Genomic DNA, 24398 nt, shown 5'->3' on the forward strand with positions numbered 1-24398 from the left:
GCGGGGAGGCGGCTCCGCGGACGAGACTGACACCCATGAACGCACTGGAGAACAGAGTCGCGCTGGTGACCGGTGGCAGCAGGGGCATCGGAGCCGCGGTCGCCGAGCGGATCGCCGAGGCCGGGGCGGACGTGGCCCTCACCTACGTACAGGACGAGGCGGCCGCCGACCGCGTCGTGGCGGCGGTCGGGGCCGCCGGGCGCAGGGCGGTCGCGCTGCGGGCGGACAACGGCGACGCGGACTCCGTGGTCGCGGCGGTGGAACGCACGGTGGAGACCTTCGGCCGCCTGGACGTCCTGGTCAACAACGCCGCCGCCTTCCCCTTCGGACCGACCGGGGAGCTGACCCCGGAACTGATCGACGAGGTGCTGGCCGTGAACGTGCGGGGAACCCTGCTGGCCACCCGGGCGGCCCTGCGCCACATGGGGGAGGGCGCCAGCGTGATCAGCGTCGGCAGCAACGTCGTCGACCACGTCCCCTTCCCCGGGCTCACGCTGTACGCGACCAGCAAGGCCGCCCTGATCGGCATGACGCGGGGCCTGGCCCGCGAGGTGGGGCCGCGCGGCATCACCGTCACCATGGTCAACCCGGGCCCCGTCGACACCGACGCCAACCCGGCCGACGGCCCCAACGCGGACGGGATCCGATCGCTCGTCCCGCTGGGCCGGTTCGGCCGATCCGAGGAGATCGCGGACATGGTCGTGCACCTGGCGGGCCCCGGCGGACGGTTCGTGACGGGCTCCGCGATCGACGTGAACGGCGGGATCAACGCCTGACGCGAACCCGACACCGACCATCAGAGGTAATAAGAAACCATATATTTCGCAAAGGTGAGTTGACCGTCGTTTCTCCCCTTCCGAGATCGCGAAGGGGAGAATTCGCCTGCGGTAAACCCGTTGTTTGGCTCCGCGCACCCCATCACAGGAGTAGAGTCCGGAAACGCGGACAGTACGGTGCCCCGGCACCCGCACCCGTTCCCCGGAGCATTCCGGGTCTCGGCATTCTCGCCGCCACCCTTCAGCGATTCTCGTGGCCCTCGGTCAACAATGCGGTCACGCGCCCCGGGAAACTGGTCCACCACGCGCGCTCGGCGCGCCGCGTTCGTTCCGGGACACGCCGTCCTACGTTGACGAGACCAGACCCAGGGGATTCCCATGGCCTATTACCGTATCCACCTCAACGACGGCTCTTCCCACACGCTCCAGGCCGTGCGCATGCGTACCGACGCCCACTGCCTCTACCTGGAGGAGCGCGCCGCGGGATCGTGGCGCGAAGTGTTCACCAACCCGCTCCACGGCATCGACCGCGTGCAGCGCCGCTTCACCGAGAACGACGGCACGTGGACCTGGCTCAACGAGCGCCTGCCCGCGCCGATCGGCGGAGTGCGCGCCTGGTGACGCGGCGCCCGCGCGCGAGGGGCGGTGCCGCCGCGGCGCGGACGGCACCGCCGACCCGGGGGACGGCGCGTCCCGGACGGGGAACCGCCCCCGGCAGGGCGGGCACCGTCCCCGCCGAAGGGGACACCGCCCGCTACCAGGGCAGGATCCCGTAGCTCTCCGGGTCCGACGCGGCGGCCAGATGACCCCACAGCACTCCGGAGGGCCCATCCTCGGGCAGGGTCGCCAGGTGGAGGCTCACCCGCGCGCCCTGTTCGGCGGTGCGCGTGCCCGAGTGGCCGTTGAGGTCGGTGGCGCAGTAGCCGGGGTTGGCGGCGTTGACCTTGATCGGGGTGTCACGGAGCGCCCTGGCGTGCATCACGGTCACCATGTTCACCGCGGCCTTGGTCAGCGGGTAGCCGGGGCTGGCGACCAGGTCGTGGAAGGGACCGCGGGGGTCCGTCACCGCCCCCATCGACCCGATCTCGCTGGACACGTGGACCACGCGCGCGGCCGGGGAGGCGCGCAGCAGCGGGAGGAAGGCGTCGGTGACCGCCATGACGCCCACCACGTTCACCTCCAGCATCCGGCGCACGGCCGCCAGGTCGGTCCCGCCGATCGTGCCCCAGCCCTCGGCGACACCGGCGTTGTTGACCAGCACGTCGAGCCGCCCGAAGCCGTCGGCGACGGCGCCGACGGCGGTCGCGACGCTCCCCGCGTCGGTCACGTCCAGCGGCAGCACGCGGGCGTCCACCCCGTCCTCCCGCAGAGCGCGTTCGGCCTCGGCGCCGCGCCCGGTGTCCCGGGCGCCGACCAGCACCGTCATCCCCTCATGTCCCAGCAGCCGCGCCGTTTCGAGGCCGATGCCCCTGTTCGCCCCGGTCACCAGGGCCACCTTCGTGTCATGTGTGTCGGTCATGGCGCCATCGTGGAACCCGAGCGGGACGCGCGGGAGGCCCCGCTGATGGTGGTACCGGTCGTACCTCCCACGGCGGCGCGGCGTCGGGCAGGCTGGTGTCCCGACCCCCGGGAGGCACGCCATGGTGGACCGCCGCGAGCTCGCCGCGTTCCTGCGCGCCGGACGCGCACGGATCGGGCCGCGTGACGTGGGCCTGCCCGACGCCGGGCGGAGGCGCACCCCGGGTCTGCGCAGGCAGGAGGTGGCCCAGCTCGCCGGGATGTCGGTCGAGTACTACGTCCGGCTCGAACAGGCGCGGGGCCCCAACCCGTCGGCACAGGTGCTGTCGGCGCTCGCCCGGGCGCTCATGCTCAACGTGGACGAGCGCGCCTACCTGTTCCGGGTGGCCGGGGCGCCGCCGCCGGAGGCCCGGGTTCCGCACCAGGAGGTCCCCGCACCGGTGCGCCACCTCATCGGCGACCTCACGGCGACCCCCGCGTACGTGCTGAACGCCAGGTACGACGTCCTCGCGCGCAACGCACTGGCGACGCACTTCCTCGGCGGCGCACCGGCCGACGGTTCACGGCACAACGTCATCGAGTGGATGTTCTCCGCTCCGGACGACGATCCGCACTGGGCGGACCCGGACCAGGAGGAGTTCGCGCGCCAGTCGGTGGCCGACCTGCGGGTCGCCTACGCCCGCTACCAGGGCGACCCGGAGATCGCCGCGATGGTGACCACGCTGCTCGGGACGTCGCCGCGGTTCGCCCGGATGTGGGAGGAACGGCACGTGCGGGAACGGCGCGGGACGCGCAAGCGCATGCGCCACCCCGTCGCGGGTCCACTGGAGTTCGAGTGCCAGGTGCTGCTGATCCCGGACACCGACCAGCGGTTGATCACGTACTGCGCGGCGCCCGGATCGCCGACGGAGGCGGCGATCCGGCGGCTGGCCGACCTGCCGCCCCTGTCCGCGGCGCCGCCCGCTCCCGGTGGCCGCGCGTCGCCGTGAGCGGCCGAACCGGCCCGGGAACGGACGAGGGGCGACGGGACCGCGTCCCGTCGCCCCTGCCGGTGCTCGTCGGTTACAGGCCCTCGCCGTGGGGGGAGCCGGAGGTGCCGGAGCCGTCGGTGGTCTGCTCACCGGTCAGGCTGGCCTCCAGCCACTCGTCCCAGGACATCTGCCAGTAGCCCCAGCCGTTGTTCCACTCCAGCTCGCGGTCGGTGCCGGTGGTCTCCAGGACGTCGCCCATGAGGGTGTTCTCGAAGATCCACCGGGCGTCCTCCATCCGCAGGTTGGTGCACCCGTGGGAGGTGTTGGCGGAGCCGATGTTGCCGTTGTACGAGGCCTCGTGGAGGAACTCGCCGCTGCTGGAGGTGCGGACGGCGTACTGGACGTCCACGCGGTAGGCGTCCGGGGAGTCGGCGGGGACGCCGAGCGTCGCCGAGTCCATGGTCAGCTGCTCGTAGCGTTCCATGAGCACGTGGGTGCCGGTGGTGGTGGTGTACATCCGGCTGCTGCCGTTGCCGTTGCTCACCTCGATGACCCGGTCCTGCTCGCCGTCGATGTTGACGGCCATCTCGTGGTCGGGGACGTTCATCGTGAGGATGAGCTCCCGGCCGACCTCGAAGTCGATCTGGTAGTCCCGGACGCCGTAGACCCCCTCGGAGGCCTCGACACCGGCGAGGTGGAGGTCGACGGTCACGTTCTGGTGCGGCTCCCAGTACTCCTCGGGACGGAAGACGGCCTGCTGGTCCGACACCCAGTTCCAGGCGCCCGCGATCTCCTGGTCCGCGGTCACCTCCATCGCGCTCTCGACCTGCTCCTTGTTGGTGACCGGCAGGTCGAAGCCGACCACCACCGGCATGCCGACGCCGACCGTGTCGCCGGCGCTCGGGAAGGTGGTGTAGGTGTCCAGTTCGAGGCGCTGCCCGGGGGTGGCGTCCAGGGTGGCGAACCGCTGGACGAGTTCGGTCTCCTCACCGGCCGCGTTCGCCGCGGTGGCGGTGACGACGACCTCGGAGCCGGGGGCCAGGGTCCAGTCGCTGACCCACTCGGTCTCGTCCTCGTTGAGGGTCCCGGTCATGGCGAGGAGGTCGGAGCCCTCCTCCTCGGCGCCGGTGAGCGAGGCCTCGCTGACGACGGTCTGTTCGACCTGGACGTCGGTGATGACGCCGCTCTCGGCCGTCACGCGGACGGGGGAGTTCGGCGCGACCTCGGTCCCGCCGTCCTCGGGGGTGATGGTCAGCGCCGCGGGGTCCGCGTCGACGGCGGAGTCCTCGCTGCTCTGCGGCTCGGCGTCCCCAGACGTACAGGCAGTGGCCGCGAGCGCCAGCGCCATCAGTCCGATGCCGAACCGACGCGTCACCGCCGGGGTGGTGTTGCCCGTCACGTCTGGACCTCCATCTTGAACGCCGGGTGCCTGGTGCACGCTTTCGATAGTGAGACGCGTGAGCGCCGAAAAGGTTCGGATTCTCCGCGGATCGGTATGCAGCGGTGATCTCGGGCGCGTGGGGAGGAAGCGCCGGAACCGCCGACGATACACCCAGGGGGTAAGAGCCCGAACCTCCGGTCCCGAGATTACGGCCATCCGAGACCCAGTCCGCACAGAGACCGATCACATCCAAAAACCTGAGCGAACGAACAAGTTGTCGGATAGAATCTGGAGCAGTCGATCAGGTTTCTCTGGAAGGGGCCCTATGCCGTGGATCTGGTTGGGCGGCGCGATCGTCGCCGAGGTCGTCGCGACCACCTCACTCAAACTCTCCGAGGGCTTCACCCGGCCGATCCCGTCGGCCGTGGTGGCTGTCGGATACCTCACCGCGTTCGTTCTCCTCTCTCAGTCCCTGAACCGGGGTATGGACCTCGGTGTGGCCTACGGCGTGTGGGCGGCGACGGGCATCGCCCTGGTCGCCGCGATCGGCGCCCTGTTCCTCGGCGAGTCCCTCACCTGGGTGCAGGTGGGCGGCATCGCCCTCGTCATCGGCGGGGTCATGGCACTGGAGATGGGCGGCGCCCGCTGACCGGGCGCCTCCACCGTCACACCGGTCGACAAGGGGACACGTGAGCGAGACCGAGGACATCTCCGACGGCCGACGGCGCAAGGGAGAGCAGCGCCGCCGCCTCCTTCTGGACGCCACGATGCGCGTCGTCGAACGCGACGGCGTCGCCGCCGTGAGCCAACGGCGGGTGGCGGCCGAGGCGGGCGTCCCGCCCAGCGCGGTCACGTACTACTACGCGGGCGTGGACGACCTCCTGGTGGACGCCCTCACGCGGGTCAACGACACCTACGTGGCCGCGATCACCGCCCTGCCCGACGATCCCGACGACGCGCTGCGCGGGTTCGCCGCACTGGTGGCCGCCGGATCGGGCGCCGATCGGGCGCACGTGATGGCCGAGTGCGAACTCTTCCTCATCGCCGCGCGGCGGCCGTCGCTGCGCCCACAGATCGAACGCTGGAACGAGGCCGTGGATTCCTTCCTCGCCGCCTACCTGACCGACCCGGTGGCCAGGACCGGGGCGGCGGCCGCGGTCGACGGCCTGTTCCTGCGCGCCTGTACGACCGAGTCCGCGTTGACGGACGACGAGGTGTACGCAGTGCTCACCCGGCTGGTGTCCGCGACGACCGCGCCGCGTACCGGCCGGGAGGAACCCCGATCACGGATGTGAACTCACGGGTCAGGTGCGACTGGTCGCTGAAGCCGAGTTCGGCGGCGAGCCGCCCCCAGTCGGGCCGGTCCCCCGCACGGGCGCGCTCGGCGGCCTCGTAGAGCCGGTACCGGCGGATCACCGTCTTGGGCGCGAGGCCGACGTGGTCGGCGAACCGGCGTTGCAGCAGACGCACCCCGACTCCCTCGCGCTCGGCGAGCGCGGACACGCTGACCACAGCGGGATCGGCGGCCACCCGGTCCACGATGTCGGCGGTGTCCTCCGCCGGGTGGCGCTCCTCGGGCAGCCGCGCGGCGAGGTGGCCGTCCACCCACGCGATCAGCGGCCCGGGACCGGCGTGGTCGGGCGGGTCGTCGTCGAAGACCTCCGCCCACGGCAGCGCCGCGTCCACGATCGTGTTCAGGGGGCGACCGAGGAGCGGCCGGAATCCGGCGGGACGGAACATGACCCCGAGCGCCCAGCCGACACCCTCCAGACGGCGCTCGGTCACACCCGTGGCGGGACCGTGCACGCCCGCGCGGCCCCCGGTGAACACCACGTTGACCACGGGGTGCGGCAGGACCCGCTGCACGTGCGGCGCACGGTCGGTCAGGTCCCAGGAGGCCACCCAGTAGCGGTCCACCAGACGGGCGACGGGCGACGAGGGCGCGTGGCGGTCGAGCCGGAAGCGGGTCAGCCCGGTCTCCGGGTCGAGGATGCCGCGCGCGTCCCTGTCGACGGACTTCGGTATCACGGGCCAAGCATAGGACGCGGCGTTCGAACACGTGTCGCGTTTGTTCAAGACCTCCTGCGGCTGCCGGATCAGACTGGTCGTCACCGACGACTCCCGGAAGCAGGTTCCGCCATGAGTGACATCGCCAAGCGCTACGACCGCCTCTCCGCCGACTTCGCGCGCGCCGTCGCGGCCGTTCCCGAGGACGGGTGGTCGGCCGACACCCCGTGCGACGGCTGGACCGTCCGCGACCTGGTCCAGCACGTGGTGGACACGCAGGGCATGTTCCTGGGACTGGTCGGCCGCGGACTCGGGGAGATCCCCTCGGTGGACGACGACCCGGCCGCCGCCTGGGACGCGGCCAGGTCAGTGGTCCTGGCCGACCTCGACGACGCCGAGCGCGCCGGCACGGAGTTCGACGGCCTCTTCGGCCGGACCACGTTCGCCCGGGCGGTCGACCAGTTCCTCGGGTTCGACCTCGTGGTCCACCGGTGGGACCTGTGCCGCGCGACGGGCCAGGACGAGCGCCTCGACCCCGACGACGTGCGCTGGGCGCGCGAGACCGCCGACCGCTTCGGCCCGAACCTGCGCCGCGAGGGCGTGTGCGGCCAGGAGCTGACCCCGCCGGAGGGCGCCGACGACCAGACCCGCCTGCTCGCCCACCTCGGCCGCCGCGCCTGGTAACCCGCCCCGCCGGGCCGACACGGCGCCGCCCTCACGTGTCCGCCGCGCGGGCCGCGGCGCCGAGCTTGGTCATCCCCACCAGCAGCCGCAGGATCATCAGTCCCGACGCGGCCAACAGCACCCAGGCGGCGATGCTCAGCACCTGGGCGCGCGAGGACAGGTCGGCCCACACCACACCGGGCCCCTCGACGGCGTTGAACAACCCCACCGACATCAGCCCGGTCACGGCCGCCAGGACCGTGAGCACCGCGCGCTGGGCCGCGTGCCGCAGCAGAGCGCGGTCCTCCGGATGGGCGAACGGCCGCACCCGCACGGTGAACCGGCCCTTGTGCAGCTGGTCGGTGATCCGATCGAATCTGCGCGGCAGCCTCCGCAGCGTGGGCATGAGCGCCGCAAGCTCCCCCATCGCCGCGTCCCGCACGTTGTCGGCGCTCAGGGCGTCCGCCATCCGGTTCTCCGCGAACCTCCGGGCCTCGGTGACCGTGTCGAAGCCCGGAGAGAGGTGGACCAGCGTGCCCTCCAGCGTGGCCAGGGCCCGGAACACCGCCGCCAACTCGGGCGGCAGCGACAGGCCGAACCGGGTCACGATGAGCATCAGCTCGGTGAACATGCGCATGCTGGCGGTCGCTCCGCTGTGCAGGTACCGGGCCATGAACTGGCCCAGCGCCCGCCGCAGCCGCTCCTCGTCCACCCCCGCGGAGTCGTCGACCACGTCCAACAGGGTGTCGGTGAGCAGCACCGCGTCGGTGCGGTCGATGGCCAGCAGCATCATCCGCAGCGCCTCACGGGTCTGCCCGTCCAGGCGGCCCACGGAACCGTAGTCCAGCAGCCCCACACCGCCGTCGTCGAGCACCATGATGTTGCCGGGGTGCGGGTCGGCGTGGAAGATGCCGCTCATCATCACCTGCTCCAGCAGGCAGTCCAGCAGCACACGGGCGATGTGGCCGCCGTCCGCGCCGTCCAGGTCGGCCGAGCCCAGCGGCGTCCCGTGCAGGCGTTCCATGACCATGACCCGGCGCGTGGTGTAGGCCTCGTGCACGGTGGGGATGCGCACGGGCGACCCCGCGGTCGCCTCGGCGACGGCGGCGATGTTGGCCGCCTCGACCTCGAAGTCCAGCTCCTCCAACAGCGCCTCGGCGAACCCCTCCGCCAGGTCCACCACCCCGATCGCCGGCCCCCATTCGGTCCCCCGCTGGAACCTGCGCGCCAGCCTCCGGATGATGTCGAGGTCCCGCCGCACGACCGGCACGATGCCCGGACGCTGGACCTTGACCACGACTTCCTGTCCGTCCGGCAACCGCGCCAGGTGGGCCTGGGCGATGGAGGCCGAGGCGAGCGGTTCGGCGGAGAAGTCCGCGAAGAGCTCGTCCAGGGGGCGGCCCAGGGATCGTTCGACGGCCTCGCGCACCTGGCCGAACGGCACGGGCGCCACCTCGCTGTGCAGGCGGCCCAGCTCCTCGACGAACACCGGCGGCAGCAGGTCACGCCGTGTCGCCATCACCTGGCCGAGCTTGACGAACACCACCCCGGCCTCCTCCATGGACCGGGCCAGGGACCGCGCGAGACGGCGCTGGGTGGAGGCGTCCTCCCCCGCGTCGCGCCGCCGGGTCACATACCCCCACAGGCCGTGCCGGGCGAGGATCCACACGATCCTGCGGTACCGACCGACGCGCTTGAACCACAGCACCGTCCCGCGCGCCGCCGCCAACGGGCGCAGCCGGGTCCCCTGCGGCAGGGCGAGTTCGAGGGCGACGAACACGAGCATCGCCGCGACGGCCATGGCCAGCGACATCAGCGCGACGAACCCGGGCCCCGCCAGCCGCTCGGGATCGAAGTCGGGCGAGGTGGGCGTGGAGCCCAGATACAGCAGGATGCTGGCGGCGCCGCCGATCGGCACGCCGACCGCCCCGGCGATCACGAGCCGCGGGGCGTTGAACGGCACGCCCATCATCCGGCTCGCGAGCACGCCCAGCCCGAGCAGGAGGAGGACGAACAGGCCGATGGACAGGATCTGTCCCAGCCAGCTCCCGGCGTCCGTGGCCGCCGGGGCGGCCAGGACGGCCGACGTGTGTACGGGGAACTGTTCGGGGTGGCTGAACATGGCCACGAACCCTTCCGGGTCGTCGTGGCGGACACCCGCTCGTGCACGGACGCCCGCCGGGGGGCAGGAGGCGGCGCCCTGGATCCCGGTGCGGCGTGGTGGGGACGGGGGCGCCTGGATCCGAGTCTGCCACCCTCGCGGCGACCGTGGGTGGCGGGTCCACTACCTGTGGACAACTCACCGCCCCGCCACCGCACCGCCTCAGACAACCCGCCGGCCCCGCGGACGCGAAGGGGGCGCGCCCCCTCAGGTGCGCGCCCCACAGCGTCGGATCTCGGCGGATCAGCGGGTCAGACCCGGATCAGCAGGTCAGCTCCCACGAGCACTCCAGCTCACCGCCGCGCTGCTGCGCGGGGGCGTTCTGGCGGAGCGTCGCGACCGGGGCCTCGTGCCCCAGGTACTCGGCGATGCTGATCGCGATCCCGTCCTGCACGTGGATCGGCGCCCACCCCGCGTGGCCGTTGTTGACCACGCTGAACACCAGGTCGCGGCCGTCGGGCCCGGTGACGTACCCCGACAGCGCGCTGACCCCGGACATCGTGCCGGTCTTGCCCTGGACCACTCCGTCGGCGGCCGTACCGCGCATCCGGTTGGCGAGCGTGCCCCCGACCCACGGATCGGGGTCGCCCGCGACCGGGATCGAGGCGCGCCAGGTCCCGTACCAGGAGGCGTCCCGCGTCCGGCTGAGCAGTTCGGTGACGGCGTCGGCGGTGACCCGGTCGGTCCGCGACAGACCGGAACCGTCGTGGAAGACCATGTCCCCGGTGTCCACGCCGAGACCGGCCACGGCCTCCTCGACGCCGGCCAGACCGGCCGCCCACGACCCCTCGTCGGCGACCTCCCGGCCGATGCTCTTGACGAGCATCTCCACGTGCCCGTTGTTGCTGAACTTCATCAGCGGCACCATCAGTTCGCCCAGGGTGTCGGACTCGTGGTCGGCGACCACCTCGGCGTCCGACCGGTCCTCGGGCATCTCGCCCAGCGTCACGTCGCCGCGGACCCGGACCCCGTGCCGCTCCAGCGCCTCCCGGAACACGTGCCCGGCGAAGGCGGCCGGCTCGTCGACCGTGCGCAGCCGGACGACCGGGTCGGCGTCCTCCGGCAGGGAGCCGGTGACCGTGATGGTGTTGGCGCCCGTGGGACGGTCGATCACGACGGAGCCGGTCTCCCCGGCCGCCACGGTGACGGCCTGGTTGTCCAGCTCCATGTAGCCCTCGGCGGCGCCGAGGTCCACGTCGACCGGCTCACCCTCCCCCGCGGGGGCGACCACGACCTCCGTGACGCCGGTGTCGAGGCGCTCCCCGTGGGCGACGGTCAGCGCGGAGATCTGCGCGGAGTAGGCGTACGGCTCGTCCGACGGCCACCAGTCGTCGACCAGGCGCTCGTCGTCGAACCAGGTGTCGTCGGCGACCAGGTCCCCTCGCACGACCCTGATCCCGGAGTCGGCGACCTCCTCGGCCATCGCGTCCAGGTCCTCGGCGGTCAGCGACGGGTCGCCGCCGCCCACCAGGTACAGGTCGGTCACGGAGTGCCGGCGCCGGCGCTCGTCCTCGACCACGACGTCCGTGGTGAACGTGTGGTCGGCGCCGAGCACGTCCAGCCCGGCCGCGGTGGTGAACAGCTTCATGTTGGACGCCGGGAGCAACTGCTCCCCGCCGTCGCGCGAGTACAGGCGCTCGCCCGTCTCGGGGTCGACGACGACCACACCGGACACCGCCCCCTCCAAGGCGGGATCCTCCAGGAGGGCGTCGATGTCGGCGCGCAGCTCGGCCAGGCGGTCCCGCTCGTCCACCGCGTCGGCGAGAGCGGACGAGGCCGTGAACGGCGCGACGGCGGCCAGGGGGAGCGCGGCCAGCGCGGCGGCGGCCAGACGGGTTCTCCTCCGGAGGCGGCCGGGACGGAACCGCGAGGGGCGGTGGCCGTCGGGGGTCTCGGCGGTCATGGATCTCCTCGTGAGATCGGTCGGGGGTCCGTTGACACGGGGGCGCGGCGCCACGGAACATGGCGGAACGACCGTAGCGGACGGAGTTCCCGTCCGCCACGGACGCGCCCGGGGCACGGACCCCGGCCTCAGATCAGCTCGACCACCTCCGAGTAGTGGCAGGCGTCGCGGTGACCGGCGCCCCGCTCCTCCAGCTCCGGGGGCTCCTCCACGCATCGGGCCTGCTCCTGGGCAGAGAGGTCGTTCGCGAACTTCGGGCACCGCGTCCGGAACCGGCACCCCGACGGCGGGTTGGCCGGGCTGGGGACGTCACCCGTGACGATGATCCGCTCGCGGGTGCGTTCCTTGACCGGGTCCGGCAGAGGGATGGCGGAGATGAGCGCCTGCGTGTACGGGTGCGCGGGGGCCCCGAACAGCTGCTCCGTCGTGCCGGTCTCCACGATCCGGCCCAGGTACATCACGGCGACCCGGTCGGCGATGTGCCTGACCACCGACAGGTCGTGCGAGACGAACAGGTACGACAGGCCCAGCTCCTCCTGCAGGTCCTCCAGCAGGTTGATCACACCCGCCTGGATGGACACGTCGAGGGCGGAGACGGGCTCGTCCAGGACCAGCACACGGGGGTTGAGCGCCAGGGCGCGGGCGACCCCGATGCGCTGGCGCTGACCGCCGGAGAACTCGTGCGGATACCGGGAGCCGTGCTCCGGGTTGAGCCCCACCAGCTCCAGCAGCTCCCCAACGCGGCGCCGGGACTTCCCGTTGCCCTCGCGGTGGATGCGCAGCGGCTCGGCGATGATGTCCGCGACCGTCATGCGCGGGTCGAGCGAGGCGAACGGGTCCTGGAAGACGATCTGGAGGTCGCGCCGCAACGGGCGCATCTGGCGCGGGGTGAGCGCGTGCAGCGGCTGGCCCCTGTAGTGCACCTCGCCCGACGTCCGCCGGATCAGCTGCAACAGCAGCCGCGCGGTCGTGGACTTGCCGCACCCGGACTCGCCCACCAGGGCCAGCGTCTCCTTCTCCCGCAGTTCCAGGGAGATCCCGGACACCGCCTGCACCTCGCCGATCTTCCGCCGGAGCAGGCCCTTGGAGCGGATCGGGAAGTCCTTCACCAGGTCGGTGACGGTGAGGATCGGCTCACCGCCGCCCCCCGTCCCGGAGCCCGCGCCCGAGGCGTCCTCTCCCGGGGAGTCCGGGGACTCCCCGCCCGCGGAGCCGGGCTCCGCGGCCGACTCCGTGCCGGTCCCGGCCGCGGCCCCGGCGCGGAACAGGTCGGCCGGGGTGGACTCCCCCAGCTCCGCGCTGAAGTGGCACGCCGCTGAGTGCGCGCCCGCGTCGCCGACGTCGGCCCACACGCGGTCACCGCGTTCGTCGAGCGCCAGCAGGAGCGGCTCCTCCTCCCGGCACCGCGCCCGCGCCATCGGGCAGCGCGGCGCGAAGGAACAGCCCGGAGGCATGGCGTTGAGCGAGGGAGGCGTCCCCGTGATCGGGGTGAGGCGCTCGCGCCGGTCCGCGTCGAGCCGGGGAAGCGAGCCCAGCAGCCCGAGGGCGTAGGGCATCCGCGGCCGGTAGAACACCTCCTCCACGGGCCCCGACTCCACGATCCGGCCGCCGTACATCACGGCGACCCGGTCCACGTTCCCGGCCACCACACCCAGGTCGTGGGTGATGAGCACGAGCGCCGCGCCGGTCTCCCGCCGCGCCGCGTTCAACGCCTCCAGCACCTGGGCCTGCACGGTGACGTCCAACGCGGTGGTCGGCTCGTCGGCGATGATGACGTCGGGGTCGTTGGCCATCGCGATCGCGATCACCACGCGCTGGCGCATGCCGCCCGACAGTTCGTGCGGGTACTGCTTGAGCCGCTGCTCCGGGTGCGGGATACCGACCAGTTCCAGCAGCTCCAGGGCACGGTCCATCGCCTTGGCCTTGCTCACGTTCCGGTGCGCGAGCACGGCCTCGGAGATCTGGTAGCCCACGGTGTAGACGGGGTTGAGCGAGGTCAACGGGTCCTGGAAGATCATCGCGATCCGCTCGCCGCGCACCTTGCTGATCTGCGCGTCCGTCAGACCGACGACCTCCTGGCCCAGCACGCGCGCCGATCCGCTCACGCGGGCGTTGCGGGGCAGCAGACCCATGATCGCCATGGACGTCACCGACTTGCCCGACCCGGACTCGCCGACGATCCCCAGCGCCTCACCCGCGCGGAGCACGTAGGAGACCTCGCGGACCGCCCGGAGCGGCCCGTCGTCGGACTGGAAGGTCACACTGAGGTCGTTGACCTCCAGCACCACGTCGTCGCGCTCCACGGTGGCTTCCCTGGCTTCCTTCTCGCTGTTCGTCGCGTCGGTCGCGGTCATCGGCGCTCCATGGTCTGTCGCGGGTCCAGGGCGTCGCGGAGGCCGTCGCCGATGAAGTTGATCGTCAGGCAGACGATCACCAGCAGGACGCCCGGCGGGTAGAAGAGCCACGGTCGGGTGGAGGCGGCCGTACGGGCGTCGCCGATCATCTGGCCCAGGGAGATGTCGGGGAGCTGGATGCCGAAGCTGAGGAAGGACATGCCCGCCTCCAGCAGGATCGCCACGGCCACCAGGAGGGTCGCGGCGACGATGATCGGCCCGGCCGCGTTGGGCAGCAGGTGCCGGACGATGATCCAGCCCGGCGACGCGCCCGCCGCCCGTGCCGCCTCCACGAACTCCTGCTCCCGCAGGGACAGCACCACGCCGCGGACGACGCGGGCGATCTGCGCCCAGGAGAACGCGGCGATGATGAGCGCCACCGCCCACCACGTGGTGCCGCCGCGCACGCTGCCGGCGATCGCGGCGACCATGACCAGCAGCGGGACGATCATGAAGACGTCGACGATCCGCATCATCAGCGCGTCGGTCCGTCCCCCGTAGTACCCGGCCGTCGCGCCCCACAGGGAGCCGACCGCGGTGCCGAGGAGCGACACGGTGAACGCCACCTTCAGGGTCTGCTGGGCGCCGCGCATGAGCTGGCCCAGCACGTCGTGCCCGGCCGTGGTGGTCCCCAGCGGGTGGTCGGCGTTCGGCGGGACGCTGGGCGGGATCTCCCGGTGGACGAGGTGGTCCCAGGTCCAGAAGTAGGGGCCCAGGAAGGCGAAGAGGGCGATCACGACCAGCACGCCCAGGCTGATCATGGCGGGCCGGTGCCGGAGGAACCGGCGGACGATCAACTGGAGCTGGGTGCGCTGGACGCCGCCCACCCCTTCGGCGGCGACGGCCGTGCCCGGCGCGCTGTTCTCACTCATAGCGGATCCTCGGGTCGAGCACGCCGTACAGCAGGTCGGCGATGAGGTTGGCCAGGATGACGGTCGTGCCGCTGAGCATCAGCCACGCCATCAGCGCGAAGGAGTCGTTGGCCGCGACCGCCTGGATGAAGAACTCGCCGAGCCCGCGCCACTGGAAGACCCGCTCGGTCAGGACCGTGCCGTCGATGATGGCCGCCATGCCGACGGCCACGACCGTGGTCAGGGGGATGAGCGCGGTGCGCAGGGCGTGCCGACGGACGACGACCCGGTTGGGCAGGCCCTTGGCGCGCGCCAGGCGCACGTAGTCGCTGTTGAGCACTTCCAGCATGGAGGTGCGCTGGTAGCGGCTCCACGACGCGAAGCTGGTCAGCATGAGCACGATCGTGGGAAGGGTCATGTAGGCGAGGGCGTTGGTGACCAGCCCGAAGCCCGATTCGCTCTGCGCCTGGTAGGTGCCGTCGCCGACCGTGGCGAAGAACTGCGTGCCGACGAGTTCGTTGAACCCGACCCCGGCCTGCTGGACGATCCCGGCGAACCAGAACGTCGGCATGGCCAGGGCGAGGAAGCCGACGAAGGTGAGGGTGTAGTCGAGCTTGGAGTACTGCCGCATCGCGCTGACCACGCCCGTGAGGACGGCCAGGCCGATGGCGAAGACGGTCGCCGCGCCGACCAGCCGCAGGGTGACCCCGAGGCGTTCGGCGATGTTCGCGCCGATGTCGTAGGTGGCGCTCTGGGTGGAGGGGCCGAACTCGCCCTGGAGCAGTCCGATGTCGCCGTTGCCGCCGATGCCGGTGATCCAGAGCCAGTACCGCTCCGGCATGGACCGGTCGAGGTAGAGGCGTTCCTCCTGGAGCTGGATGACCTCCGGGTCCGGGGGCGGCTGCATGACGCGCATGTTGGCCAGGGGATCGCCGGAGAGGTCGATCAGGACGAAGGTGAGGACGGAGGCCAGGAGCAGGACGGGTATCGAGCCCAGCACGCGCCGCACCGTGTAAACGAGCATGGGTGTGATCCTTCAGGGTGAACGAGGACCGGCCCGGGCAGGGGAGGCGCCGCACCGCGGGCGTCCGTCGAGGACGCCCCACCCCGCGTGGAGAGCCGTGCGGGGTGGCGGGTGACGGGTGGGCTCCCGTGCCCGGGCCCGGAGACCTGCGCCGGTCTACTCGGCGAGGCTCCACTCACCGATGTTGTAGGTGGCGCGGAAACTGGAGTAGAGGTTGTCCTCGATGCCCGCGACCCGGTCGCTCGCGAAGAAGTAGTTCGGGTCGGCCAGCAGCGGGAGGACGTACGCCTCCTCGACGAGGATCTCCATGGCCTCGTTGGCGTAGTCGGCCGCCTCGTCGCGGTTGCGGGCCGAGCCGGTGGACTCCACCAGCCCGTCGATCTCCTCGTTGTCGAGCCGCCCGAAGTTGCTGGTGCTCTCGCTGTGCCACTGCTGCTCGGGGTTGCTGGCGAAGTAGGGGGAACCGCTCCAGCCGAACTCGACGATGTCGAAGTCCTGGGTGCTGAGCATCTCGCCGAGGTTGTCGGTCATCTCGATGGTGGTCTCGATGCCGATCTCCGCCAGGTGGGACTGGATCAGCTGCACGGAGTTGTTGCGGACGACGGTGTCGGTGCTGCGGAGGCGGAACGGGCCCACCTGCTCGCCGTCGAGCATGAGGGTGTCGCCGTCGAGCTCGTACCCGGCCTCCTCCAGGATCTCCAGGGCGGCCTCGGTGTCACCGCTCCCCTGGCCGGTGGGGGTGACGTGGTCGACGAAGTACTCGCTGTCGTTGCCGAAGGTGTGGTTGTTCTTCAGCTCGTAGTCCGGGTAGCCCTGGCCGTAGGTGCGGCTGGCGATGTCGTCGCGGTCGATCGCGGTGAAGACGGCGCGGCGGAGTTCGACGTCCGAGAGCCACTCGTTCTCGGTGTTGAGGTCGATGTGCTCCCAGGTGCTTCCCTCGGCGATGGTGACGGTCGCGTTGGGAATGCCCTCCAGCTCCGCGATGACGTCCTCGCTGAACTGGGCGGGGTTGGCTCCGTCGATCTCGCCGTTGTTGAACGCGTTGACGAAGGTGCCCTCGTCGTTGTTGAACGGCATGATGATGCGGTCGAGCTGGACCGGCTCACCCCACCACTCGGCGTTGGGCTCCTTGACGACCTGGTTCTCCAGGTCGCCGTCGACGATCATCCACGGGCCGCCGGACCACTCGGGCCGTGTCTCGTGCAGCCAGGTGTAGAACTCGCCGAGCTGGTCGGGGTCGTCGACGTCCCAGCCGTTCTCCTCCGCCAGGTGGGACGGGTAGAAGCCGCCGCCGGGGCTGTCGGAGTCGAACTGGCTCATCCACTCGGGGTCGGACAGCCCCTCCTTGAGGGTGATCGTGATGGTCGTGCCGTCGACCTCCATGGTGTCGATCATGTCCGCGTTGGTGGTGCCCCGGGAGTCGCAGGTGGTGCAGTAGCCCTCGTCCGGGGAGGCCGACATCATCGCGGTGACGCGCAGGTCCTCGCCGGTCATCGGCGTGCCGTCGCTCCACACGGCGTCCTCGGCGAGGGTGAAGCTGTACTGGAACGGCCCCGCGTCGAGGTCGTCGTTGATGACCTCGGGCTCCTCGGCGAGGATGTCCAGGTTGTACTCGTAGGTGCCGTCCGGAAGCCAGATGCCGGTGTTCGGGACCACCCCGGAGAGCATCTGGAGGGTGTAGACGCTGCCTCCGGCGCTACTGGTACTCGCCCACGCGGCCGGGAGGCTGTTGATCACCCATGTGACCTCCCGTTCTCCGTCCGCTGGACCGCCTCCGCCGCCGGAACAGGCTGTCAACACCATCATCGCGGATGTGCCCGCCGCGGCCAGCGCGAGCGTTTTCCTTCGTTCGTGCATCAGTTACACCCTTGATCGCTAATACGAGCCGAACACACAGCGTCCGATCGCGTGACGCATACCCCGCCGAAGTTAGGCGATTAGTCGATCAGAAGACCATTAGGCGAAATGTCTGTATAGCCCCACTGCAGGATTCGTGACCCATCCGCAACCCGTTCGCGGCCATTGCCCGGAGTGCCCGACACACGGCCTCAACACGCGCGCAACATCCCGTGCCGTCGCGCGTTTGCGCAGTACAGAGCCCCTCCGAGTCCGACTACACAGCGAAGTTGGATTCGGACATACCAAAAAGGGATTGATGTCCACTAGACACGGGCGACCGAAGCGGACACGAGGTCAACAGCGTTTATTCTCGGGATCCTCACGGGACGATCCGCACACCAAACCAGACATAGGACATCAAACTACACGTATAACGCGAGAGGTCGCCCGCGCGAACCCCAACGCGCGCCGCCCGGAAGGGGGAGGGCACAGGGTTTCATTCATCCGAAGATCCCATGACAATCAGGAAAAAGCGACAGAAGGAACAAAAGACACCAACAACCACATAGTCCCTGGAGTGTCGCCAACAGGGGTGCCCGAAACCGCAGACCGCACGTCTGGGAAGCCGATAGGCTGCGATCGGCGACCGCCATCACCCCGCGCAGTACCCGTCGAGAGAGGCATCTGCCGTGTCCGAAACCGTCCGCATGGTCTGCCCCGCAGGCCGCAAGCACGTGGAGTTGTCGGCCGGTTACCTCCTCGTGGCGCTGGCCGTCGTCGCCGTGGTCGTCGAACCCGGCCACTGGGCCACCGTCACCCTCGGTGTCCTCCTCGCGCTCACGGGGATCGCCCTCGCGGTCCACGGGCACCGGATCACGTCACCGGTCCTGGAGGTCTCCGACGACGAGTTCCGCTACGTGCGCGGCCGCTACGTCGTCAGCGTCCCGTTCCAGGACATCGGCTCCTACCACGTGCTCACCGGGCGCATCCGGTCCCTCGCCCTGTACGACACCTCCGGTCGGCCCAAGCGCTTCCCCTCGCTGCGCAGCCGCCGCACCGCCCGCACACACCTCCCCCTCACCGGGATGACCAGGCCCGCCAAGGTCGAGTCGTTCATGGCCGTGGCCGGCATCCCGCCCCGTGAGCGCTCCCTGACCTCCTGAGCCGGATCCGGGCGCTCCTACGCGTGAGGAGCGCGGGGCAGGCGTGAGGTCGGCGGGCGCGTGTGCGCCCGGTGCGCCGCCCAGGCCCGGGACCTGGGCGGCACGGCCGTTCGGGAGACGGGCGACGGCGTTCCCCAGAGCGCGGACGGTGTGAGCCCCCAGGTCACTCCCGTCCACCCGACACCACACACCACTGGGACATACCGCCGCAAGGTCGTGTGATCTACCCTCGATGGGGTGAAGCAGTCCAGAATCACCGCCATCCTGACCGTAGCGGGGATGCTCGCGGCCATGTGGGTCTTCGAGATCCTCGACAGCGTCCTGTTCAACGGAGGTCTCGACCAGGAGTTCGGGCTGCGCGCCTGGACCTTCTCCGACCCCTGGACCGTGCTCACGGCACCGTTCATGCACGGCAACCTCCAGCACATCATCGGTAACTCACTACCGTTCCTGGTGCTGGGGTCCCTGGTCGCCTTCAGCGGGCTCGGCCGGTTCCTCCTGACCACCCTGATCGTGGCCCTGGTGAGCGGCCTCGGCATCTGGTTGTTCAGCTCGCCCCTCACCCTCACCGTCGGCGCCAGCGGCCTCGTCTTCGGCTACTTCGGCTACACGGTGCTGCGCGGCCTGATCGAGCGCAGGACCATCGACATCGTGATCATGATCTGTGTGGTCCTCTTCTACGGGACGATGATCTGGGGGGTCCTGCCCCAGCACCCCGGCGTCTCCTGGCAGGCCCACCTGTTCGGCTTCCTGGGCGGTCTGCTCGCCGCCTACCTGCTCCCCCGTCGGGAACGCCAGAACCAGAGCCAGCAGTGGAAGCCCGGCTCGCAGGGCGGCTACTACGCTCCCTGACCCCGGAACGCCGCACACGGGAACGGGCCGCCTCCCATCGAAGGGAGACGGCCCGTTCGTCGTCGCCGCGGTGGCACCGGCGCCACCGCGGCCCCGTCGGCGGGGGCCTAGAACTCCAGGCCCTCCGCGTCGTCGCCCAGGGTGCGCTCCAGGAACTCGGGGTTCTCGGAGAGCCAGACGCGCGCGCCCTCCTGCGGGTCGTCCTCGTACTCGTCGAGGGTCAGCGCCTCGAGGTCGCCGAGCTCCTCGTCGGACAGGTCGAACGCCTCGATCCAGGCCGCCACCTCGGGGAAGTCCTCGGCGAAGCCGTCACGGCCGACCGCGTGGACGCTCTCCGCGTCGCCCATCAGACCCTCGGGGTCCTCCAGGTCCTTCAGGTCGTACTGCGCGTAGGCGATGTGCGGACGCCACAGCGTGACGACGATCGGCTCCTCCTCCTGGTAGGCGGAGTCCAGCTCGGCGAGCATCGCGGACGTGGAGGACTCGACCAGCTCGAAGTCGTCCAGACCGTAGCCCGGCATCGCCTCCTCCCTGGTGACGCGCACCAGGCCGGAGCCCGACTCGATGCCGACGATGCGGTTGTCGAGCTCCTCGGCGATGCCGGGCAGGTCCTCGATGCTGTCGACGTCCTCCATGTAGGCGGGGACGGTCAGCGTCAGACGGGCGTTGTCGTACCAGGAGCCCAGGTCCTCCAGCTGGTCGCCGTAGTCCTCCCAGTAGTCGGCGTGGGTCACCGGAAGCCAGGTGTCGAGGAACAGGTCGATGTCACCGTCGGCGGTGCCCTGGTACATGGGCGCGACGTCGAGCTCGGTGACCGTGACCTCGTAGCCCTTCTCCTCCAGCAGGACCTGCCACAGGTTCGTGGCCGCGATGTCCTCCTCCCACGGGATGAGGGCGATGTTGATCGCACCGCCGCCCGTGCCCTCGTCCTCGGCCCCCGAGCCGCCGGTCAGGTCCTCGCCGCCACCGCCGCAGGCGGTCAGCAGGAGTGCGCTGCCCAGGCCCAGGGCCGTGAGCGATGCCAGACGCGCGTTCATACTCTTCCTTCCCTCGATACTTCTTCGTCGGTCTCTCACGAGCGCGCGCTCTCGGCGCGCGCCTGCGGGGAGTTGTGCGTGATCGCGGCGGTCAGGCGGTCGAGGAAGATCGCCAGGACGACCACGGCCACGCCGGCCTCGAAGCCCAGGGCGCCGTCGTTGCGGGAGATGCCCTGGTAGACCTGGTTGCCGAGGCCGCCGGCGCCGACCATGCCCGCGATGACGACCATGGAGAGGCTGAGCATGATGACCTGGTTGACGCCGGCCATGATCGTGGGGAGGGCGAGGGGGATCTGGATCCCGGCCAGGATCTTGCGGCCGGGCGCGCCGAACGCCTCACCGGCCTCCACCAGCTCCCTGTCGACCTGACGGATGCCCAGTTCCGTGAGGCGAACGCCCGGCGGCATGGCGAAGACGACGGTCGCGACCACGCCGGGGACGGAGCCGATCGAGAAGAAGACGACCGCCGGGATGAGGTAGACGAAGGCGGGCATCGTCTGCATGAGGTCGAGGACCGGCTTGACGATCCTGCTGACCGTGTCGTTGTACGCGGACAGGACGCCGATCGGGAGCGCGATCACCAGGACGATGAGACTGGCCACCAGAACCAGGCCCAGCGTGTCCATGGCGTTGGCCCACTGGCCCACGGAGGCCACCAGGGAGAGCGCCACCAGTGCGAACAGCCCCATCTTCCAGCCGGCCACGGAGAGCGCGAGCAGGCTGAGCAGCAGGATCATGAGGACCGCGCGCGGCTCCGTCACCGCGGTCGGCAGGAGGAACCAGCCGAGCAGGACAGCCGCTGTCCAGCCGCCCGCCACGATGCCGGTGCGCGTTCGGGTTCTCCCGTCCAGCGTCCCTAGCACCGTGACGGCGAGCAGGAAGAGCACGGAGACGACGAAGTAGCCGTCGGCGTACTCCCCCGTGGCGTCGATCAGCCAGAGGACCGGCCCGGGCGGGAGGACGCGGTTGATGAACAGGTCGCCGACGGCGAACTGGGCGTGGAGGATGTAGAGCACCGAGACCACGCCGACGATGGCCACCAGGGGGACACGCCGGGTCCGGAGCAGCGGGACCGCGATGATGACCGCGGCGATGAAGGCGAGTTGACCGGCGGCCGGGGAGACGAAGAAGCCCGAGAGCGCGTCCACGGCCCAGCTGACGAACTCGCCGATGACGTCGAAGACCACGCCGAAGTGGGTCTTGAGCCACTGGTTGAGGGCCTCGAAGCCAGCGCCGAGGGGAAGGGACGGCGGAAAGTCGACGGGTGTCACGCGTTCTCCTTCCCTGCCGCGAGGGCGGAGAGCACGGAGTCGCGGCACACGCTTCCGATCTCCCGTCCGTCGTCGGCGACCACCCGGAGGCGGTCGACCTCGACGAGGCTCGCGTAGAGGTCGGCGATGGGGGTGTCCTCTCCGACCTCGGGAGCCGCCGCGTCGGCCATGACGTCGGTGTCCAGCGCGGAGGCGGCGGTGAGCACGCGGGTGCGGTCGACGTCCTCGATGAAACGCTCGACGTAGTCGTTGGCCGGGGAGCTGAGGATCTCCTGGGCGGTGCCGATCTGGGCGACGCGGCCGTCGCGCAGGACGCAGATGCGGTCGCCCAGGCGCATGGCCTCGTTGAGGTCGTGCGTGATGAAGACGATCGTCTTGCCCAGGGTCTCCTGGAGCTCGAGGAGCTGGGTCTGCATGTCGCGGCGGATCAGCGGATCCAGGGCGCTGAACGCCTCGTCCATGAGGATGATGTCGGTGTCGGCGGCCAAGGCGCGGGCCAGGCCGACGCGCTGCTGCATGCCGCCGGAGAGCTGGTGGGGGAGCTTGTCCTCCCAGCCGCCGAGACCGACGAGGTCGAGGGTCTCGCGTGCCTTGCGCTCGCGCTCGGCGCGGGGCACCCCGCGCAGTTCGAGGCCGTAGGCGGCGTTCGCGCACACCGTGCGGTGCGGAAGCAGGGCGAAGTGCTGGAAGACCATGCTGATCTTCTCGCCGCGCAACCTGAGCAGGTCCTTCTTGCGAAGGGCGGAGATGTCGACGCCGTCGACCTCGACCGTGCCCGCCGTGGGCTCCAGGAGGCCGTTGAGCATGCGGATGAGTGTGGACTTCCCCGATCCCGACAGGCCCATGACGACGAAGATCTCGCCGGGCTTGACCTCGAACGAGACGTCGATGACGGCCGCGGTCACGTTGAGGTCGGCGATGGTGTCACGGTGGCTGCCGTCGGAGAGCCGCCTGACCGCTGCTCCCGACTGTCTTCCGAACACCTTGTACAGGTTGTCTGCGCGTACTGCTGGCACGGTCTCCTCTGTGGGGCTGTCCCGCCGCGAGGACCGACAGGGCACACGTTGTCCCTTCGCCACCCGCGGTCATCTCAGGCGGCGGATCGGCGCAGAGCCCCCGCGTGCGCACCCCGAGGACCGGGGCGAGACCGCCACCTGGTGTCACGTCGGGGCGCCACCTTACCGAGATGTACACCGGCGGTTTAGTTGGAAGGTCACTAGCAAATAACAGGTTTAACCGGGATAAAAGCGGTCCGTCGACCTGTGGCGGTGGATGGCGGCAACACGAAGGACCCAGTTGTGATCTACACCACTGGGTTCTCTGTCGTGATATGGGTCACATCAACCGGATGAGTTCGCACGTCCACGGAACGTGGCCAACCCTGACCATAGCGTCAGAACGCGCGGACCGGGTGGCCGCTTCCGGTCAGTCGGACTCGACGGGGATCGGCGTGCGGATGAAGTTCTGGTGCGAGCGCGAGGGCGTCGGACCGCGCTGCCCCTGGTAACGGGAGCCGTACCGCGCGGAGCCGTAGGGGTGCTCGGCCGCGGAGGAGAGGCGGAACATGCACAGCTGGCCGATCTTCATGCCCGGGTAGAGCTTGATCGGCAGGGTCGCCACGTTGGACAGCTCCAGGGTCACGTGCCCGGAGAAGCCGGGGTCGATGAACCCGGCCGTGGAATGGGTGAGCAGTCCGAGACGGCCGAGGGAGCTCTTGCCCTCCAGACGGCTCGCGATGTCGTCGGGAAGGGAGACGACCTCGTAGGTGGACGCCAGGACGAACTCTCCCGGGTGGAGGACGAACGCCTCGTCGCCGTCGGTCTCGACCAACCGGGTGAGGTCCGGCTGCTCGACCGAAGGGTCGATGTGCGGGTACTTGTGGTTCTCGAACACCCGGAAGTACCGGTCCAGCCGGACGTCGATGCTGGACGGCTGGACGAGACCGGGGTCGAAGGGGTCGATCCTGACCCGCCCGGCGTCGATTTCGGACCTGATATCGCGATCGGAGAGCAGCACGCTCCGAACCTACCGCCTGCGAGAACGCCGCGGGAGCGGGCCGGTCGGCGGTCCGGCGCGAAGGCGAGTTGCCTACGGGGCCCGAAGTTGGGCTAGGATGGCGTTCGTTGCCAGCCGATGACGATCGTCGGCGGGACGACGCGGATGTAGTTCAATGGTAGAACTTCAGCTTCCCAAGCTGATAACGCGGGTTCGATTCCCGTCATCCGCTCCGAACAATGTTAGGCCAGGTCATTCGGGGTTTTCCGAACACCTGGCCTCACATGTTTCCTAGGGCTCCACACGCCCCGCGTGCCCGCTACGTGCCCGATGCTCAGACGCGGGCACCGACGAGGGGCGGATCCCCGTCGTCATCGTCACCGCCGTTCTCGCGGGCCTTGCGCAGTTCCTCGGCGGCCCTCTCCCCCAGCAGGAACTCTTCGAGCGCGTTCTCAGGGATGCGCACATGCCGCCCGATGCGGACGAAGGTGATGCGCCTTCCTCGATCAGACGACGGGGGTAACGCTCGGAGGTGTGGATGCGTTCGGCTGCCTGCGCCACGGTGAGCAGACGGCCGGTCGGACGGGTCTTCG

At 70.5% G+C, this 24398-nt stretch carries 22 protein-coding genes and 1 tRNA gene; 9 read left to right on the forward strand and 14 right to left on the reverse strand.

The features are described from left to right. Positions 1–35 precede the first annotated feature (35 nt). Both ACIBFB_RS12430 and ACIBFB_RS12435 read left to right on the forward strand, forming a co-directional pair. Positions 36–776: an SDR family NAD(P)-dependent oxidoreductase gene (locus ACIBFB_RS12430; protein WP_397229314.1), complete on the forward strand. Its 741-nt coding sequence runs from the start codon at positions 36–38 to the stop codon at positions 774–776. A 378-nt stretch (positions 777–1154) separates the two neighbouring features. After that, positions 1155–1397, forward strand: coding sequence for a hypothetical protein (locus ACIBFB_RS12435; RefSeq protein ID WP_397229316.1), 243 nt, complete (start codon positions 1155–1157; stop codon positions 1395–1397). Positions 1398–1530: 133 nt separating this feature from the next. Here ACIBFB_RS12435 and ACIBFB_RS12440 read toward each other — a convergent pair whose 3' ends face one another. Continuing rightward, a complete protein-coding gene (locus ACIBFB_RS12440; RefSeq protein WP_397229318.1) occupies positions 1531–2295 on the reverse strand; it encodes an SDR family NAD(P)-dependent oxidoreductase in 765 nt (254 codons plus the stop codon). 121 nt (positions 2296–2416) lie between these two features. On the opposite strand from ACIBFB_RS12440, the gene ACIBFB_RS12445 reads away from it, so the two are divergent. After that, positions 2417–3283 (forward strand): helix-turn-helix domain-containing protein, encoded by an 867-nt coding sequence (locus ACIBFB_RS12445; protein WP_397229320.1) that lies wholly within the window; start codon positions 2417–2419, stop codon positions 3281–3283. 73 nt (positions 3284–3356) lie between these two features. Here the strand turns inward: ACIBFB_RS12445 and ACIBFB_RS12450 are convergent, their stop codons facing one another. Then, a complete protein-coding gene (locus ACIBFB_RS12450) occupies positions 3357–4664 on the reverse strand; it encodes an Ig-like domain-containing protein (RefSeq protein WP_397229322.1) in 1308 nt (435 codons plus the stop codon). Between the two features lie 307 nt (positions 4665–4971). Here ACIBFB_RS12450 and ACIBFB_RS12455 point away from each other — a divergent pair, with 307 nt between their 5' ends. Together ACIBFB_RS12455 and ACIBFB_RS12460 are read left to right on the forward strand one after the other, a co-directional pair. Beyond that, positions 4972–5295, forward strand: a complete 324-nt coding sequence (locus ACIBFB_RS12455) for a DMT family transporter (protein ID WP_397229324.1) — start codon at positions 4972–4974, stop codon at positions 5293–5295. Positions 5296–5335: 40 nt separating this feature from the next. Further along, a complete protein-coding gene (locus tag ACIBFB_RS12460) occupies positions 5336–5941 on the forward strand; it encodes a TetR/AcrR family transcriptional regulator (RefSeq protein ID WP_397229326.1) in 606 nt (201 codons plus the stop codon). Here the strand turns inward: ACIBFB_RS12460 and ACIBFB_RS12465 are convergent. Next, on the reverse strand, positions 5874–6674 hold the full coding sequence (locus tag ACIBFB_RS12465; RefSeq protein WP_397229328.1) for a DUF6597 domain-containing transcriptional factor: 801 nt from the start codon (positions 6672–6674) through the stop codon (positions 5874–5876). The two genes, ACIBFB_RS12460 and ACIBFB_RS12465, sit on opposite strands and share 68 nt — an antisense overlap. 111 nt (positions 6675–6785) lie before the next feature. Here ACIBFB_RS12465 and ACIBFB_RS12470 point away from each other — a divergent pair, with 111 nt between their 5' ends. Next, positions 6786–7337, forward strand: coding sequence for a TIGR03086 family metal-binding protein (locus ACIBFB_RS12470; protein ID WP_397229330.1), 552 nt, complete (start codon positions 6786–6788; stop codon positions 7335–7337). A 31-nt stretch (positions 7338–7368) separates the two neighbouring features. Here ACIBFB_RS12470 and ACIBFB_RS12475 read toward each other — a convergent pair whose 3' ends face one another. From ACIBFB_RS12475 to ACIBFB_RS12500, 6 genes are all read right to left on the reverse strand, one after another. After that, positions 7369–9438 carry an ABC1 kinase family protein gene (locus ACIBFB_RS12475; RefSeq protein WP_397229332.1) on the reverse strand — a complete coding sequence of 690 codons (2070 nt, stop codon included), beginning with the start codon at positions 9436–9438 and terminating at the stop codon, positions 7369–7371. 301 nt (positions 9439–9739) lie between these two features. Then, positions 9740–11380, reverse strand: a complete 1641-nt coding sequence (gene dacB / locus ACIBFB_RS12480; protein ID WP_397229334.1) for a D-alanyl-D-alanine carboxypeptidase/D-alanyl-D-alanine-endopeptidase — start codon at positions 11378–11380, stop codon at positions 9740–9742. Between the two features lie 128 nt (positions 11381–11508). Then, entirely contained in the window at positions 11509–13734 is a 2226-nt protein-coding gene (locus tag ACIBFB_RS12485) for a dipeptide ABC transporter ATP-binding protein (RefSeq protein ID WP_397229336.1), read from the reverse strand. Continuing rightward, positions 13731–14645: an ABC transporter permease gene (locus tag ACIBFB_RS12490; RefSeq protein ID WP_397229338.1), complete on the reverse strand. Its 915-nt coding sequence runs from the start codon at positions 14643–14645 to the stop codon at positions 13731–13733. The genes ACIBFB_RS12485 and ACIBFB_RS12490 overlap by 4 nt, the downstream gene beginning before the upstream one ends. Continuing rightward, the gene (locus tag ACIBFB_RS12495) at positions 14638–15648 is read right to left on the reverse strand and encodes an ABC transporter permease (protein ID WP_397229340.1); all 1011 of its coding nucleotides are present in this window, start codon (positions 15646–15648) and stop codon (positions 14638–14640) included. The genes ACIBFB_RS12490 and ACIBFB_RS12495 overlap by 8 nt, the downstream gene beginning before the upstream one ends. A 156-nt stretch (positions 15649–15804) precedes the next feature. Beyond that, entirely contained in the window at positions 15805–17505 is a 1701-nt protein-coding gene (locus ACIBFB_RS12500; RefSeq protein WP_397229342.1) for an ABC transporter family substrate-binding protein, read from the reverse strand. Between the two features lie 671 nt (positions 17506–18176). On the opposite strand from ACIBFB_RS12500, the gene ACIBFB_RS12505 reads away from it, so the two are divergent. Further along, positions 18177–18650 carry a hypothetical protein gene (locus tag ACIBFB_RS12505; protein WP_397229344.1) on the forward strand — a complete coding sequence of 158 codons (474 nt, stop codon included), beginning with the start codon at positions 18177–18179 and terminating at the stop codon, positions 18648–18650. A 237-nt stretch (positions 18651–18887) separates the two neighbouring features. Next, a complete protein-coding gene (locus ACIBFB_RS12510) occupies positions 18888–19502 on the forward strand; it encodes a rhomboid family intramembrane serine protease (protein ID WP_397229346.1) in 615 nt (204 codons plus the stop codon). A gap of 107 nt (positions 19503–19609) precedes the next feature. On the opposite strand, the gene ACIBFB_RS12515 is transcribed toward ACIBFB_RS12510, so the two are convergent. The 4 genes from ACIBFB_RS12515 to dcd all read right to left on the reverse strand — a co-directional run bounded on the left by ACIBFB_RS12515 (position 19610) and on the right by dcd (position 23826). After that, on the reverse strand, positions 19610–20539 hold the full coding sequence (locus ACIBFB_RS12515) for a glycine betaine ABC transporter substrate-binding protein (RefSeq protein ID WP_397229348.1): 930 nt from the start codon (positions 20537–20539) through the stop codon (positions 19610–19612). 35 nt (positions 20540–20574) lie between these two features. After that, on the reverse strand, positions 20575–21810 hold the full coding sequence (locus tag ACIBFB_RS12520) for an ABC transporter permease (protein WP_397229350.1): 1236 nt from the start codon (positions 21808–21810) through the stop codon (positions 20575–20577). After that, positions 21807–22802 carry a glycine betaine/L-proline ABC transporter ATP-binding protein gene (locus tag ACIBFB_RS12525; RefSeq protein WP_397229946.1) on the reverse strand — a complete coding sequence of 332 codons (996 nt, stop codon included), beginning with the start codon at positions 22800–22802 and terminating at the stop codon, positions 21807–21809. Before ACIBFB_RS12525 ends, ACIBFB_RS12520 begins: the two co-directional genes overlap by 4 nt. Before the next feature lie 433 nt (positions 22803–23235). After that, complete coding sequence (gene dcd, locus ACIBFB_RS12530; RefSeq protein ID WP_358573057.1) at positions 23236–23826, reverse strand: dCTP deaminase; 591 nt, start codon at positions 23824–23826, stop codon at positions 23236–23238. A 140-nt stretch (positions 23827–23966) separates the two neighbouring features. Between dcd and ACIBFB_RS12535 the strand changes: the two genes are divergently transcribed. Further along, positions 23967–24037: transfer RNA gene (locus ACIBFB_RS12535), tRNA-Gly, on the forward strand. A gap of 102 nt (positions 24038–24139) precedes the next feature. Here the strand turns inward: ACIBFB_RS12535 and ACIBFB_RS12540 are convergent. Further along, complete coding sequence (locus ACIBFB_RS12540) at positions 24140–24271, reverse strand: hypothetical protein (protein WP_397229353.1); 132 nt, start codon at positions 24269–24271, stop codon at positions 24140–24142. Positions 24272–24398 lie beyond the last annotated feature (127 nt).

Source organism: Nocardiopsis sp. NPDC050513 (genome assembly GCF_044457925.1).
Taxonomy (GTDB): domain Bacteria; phylum Actinomycetota; class Actinomycetes; order Streptosporangiales; family Streptosporangiaceae; genus Nocardiopsis.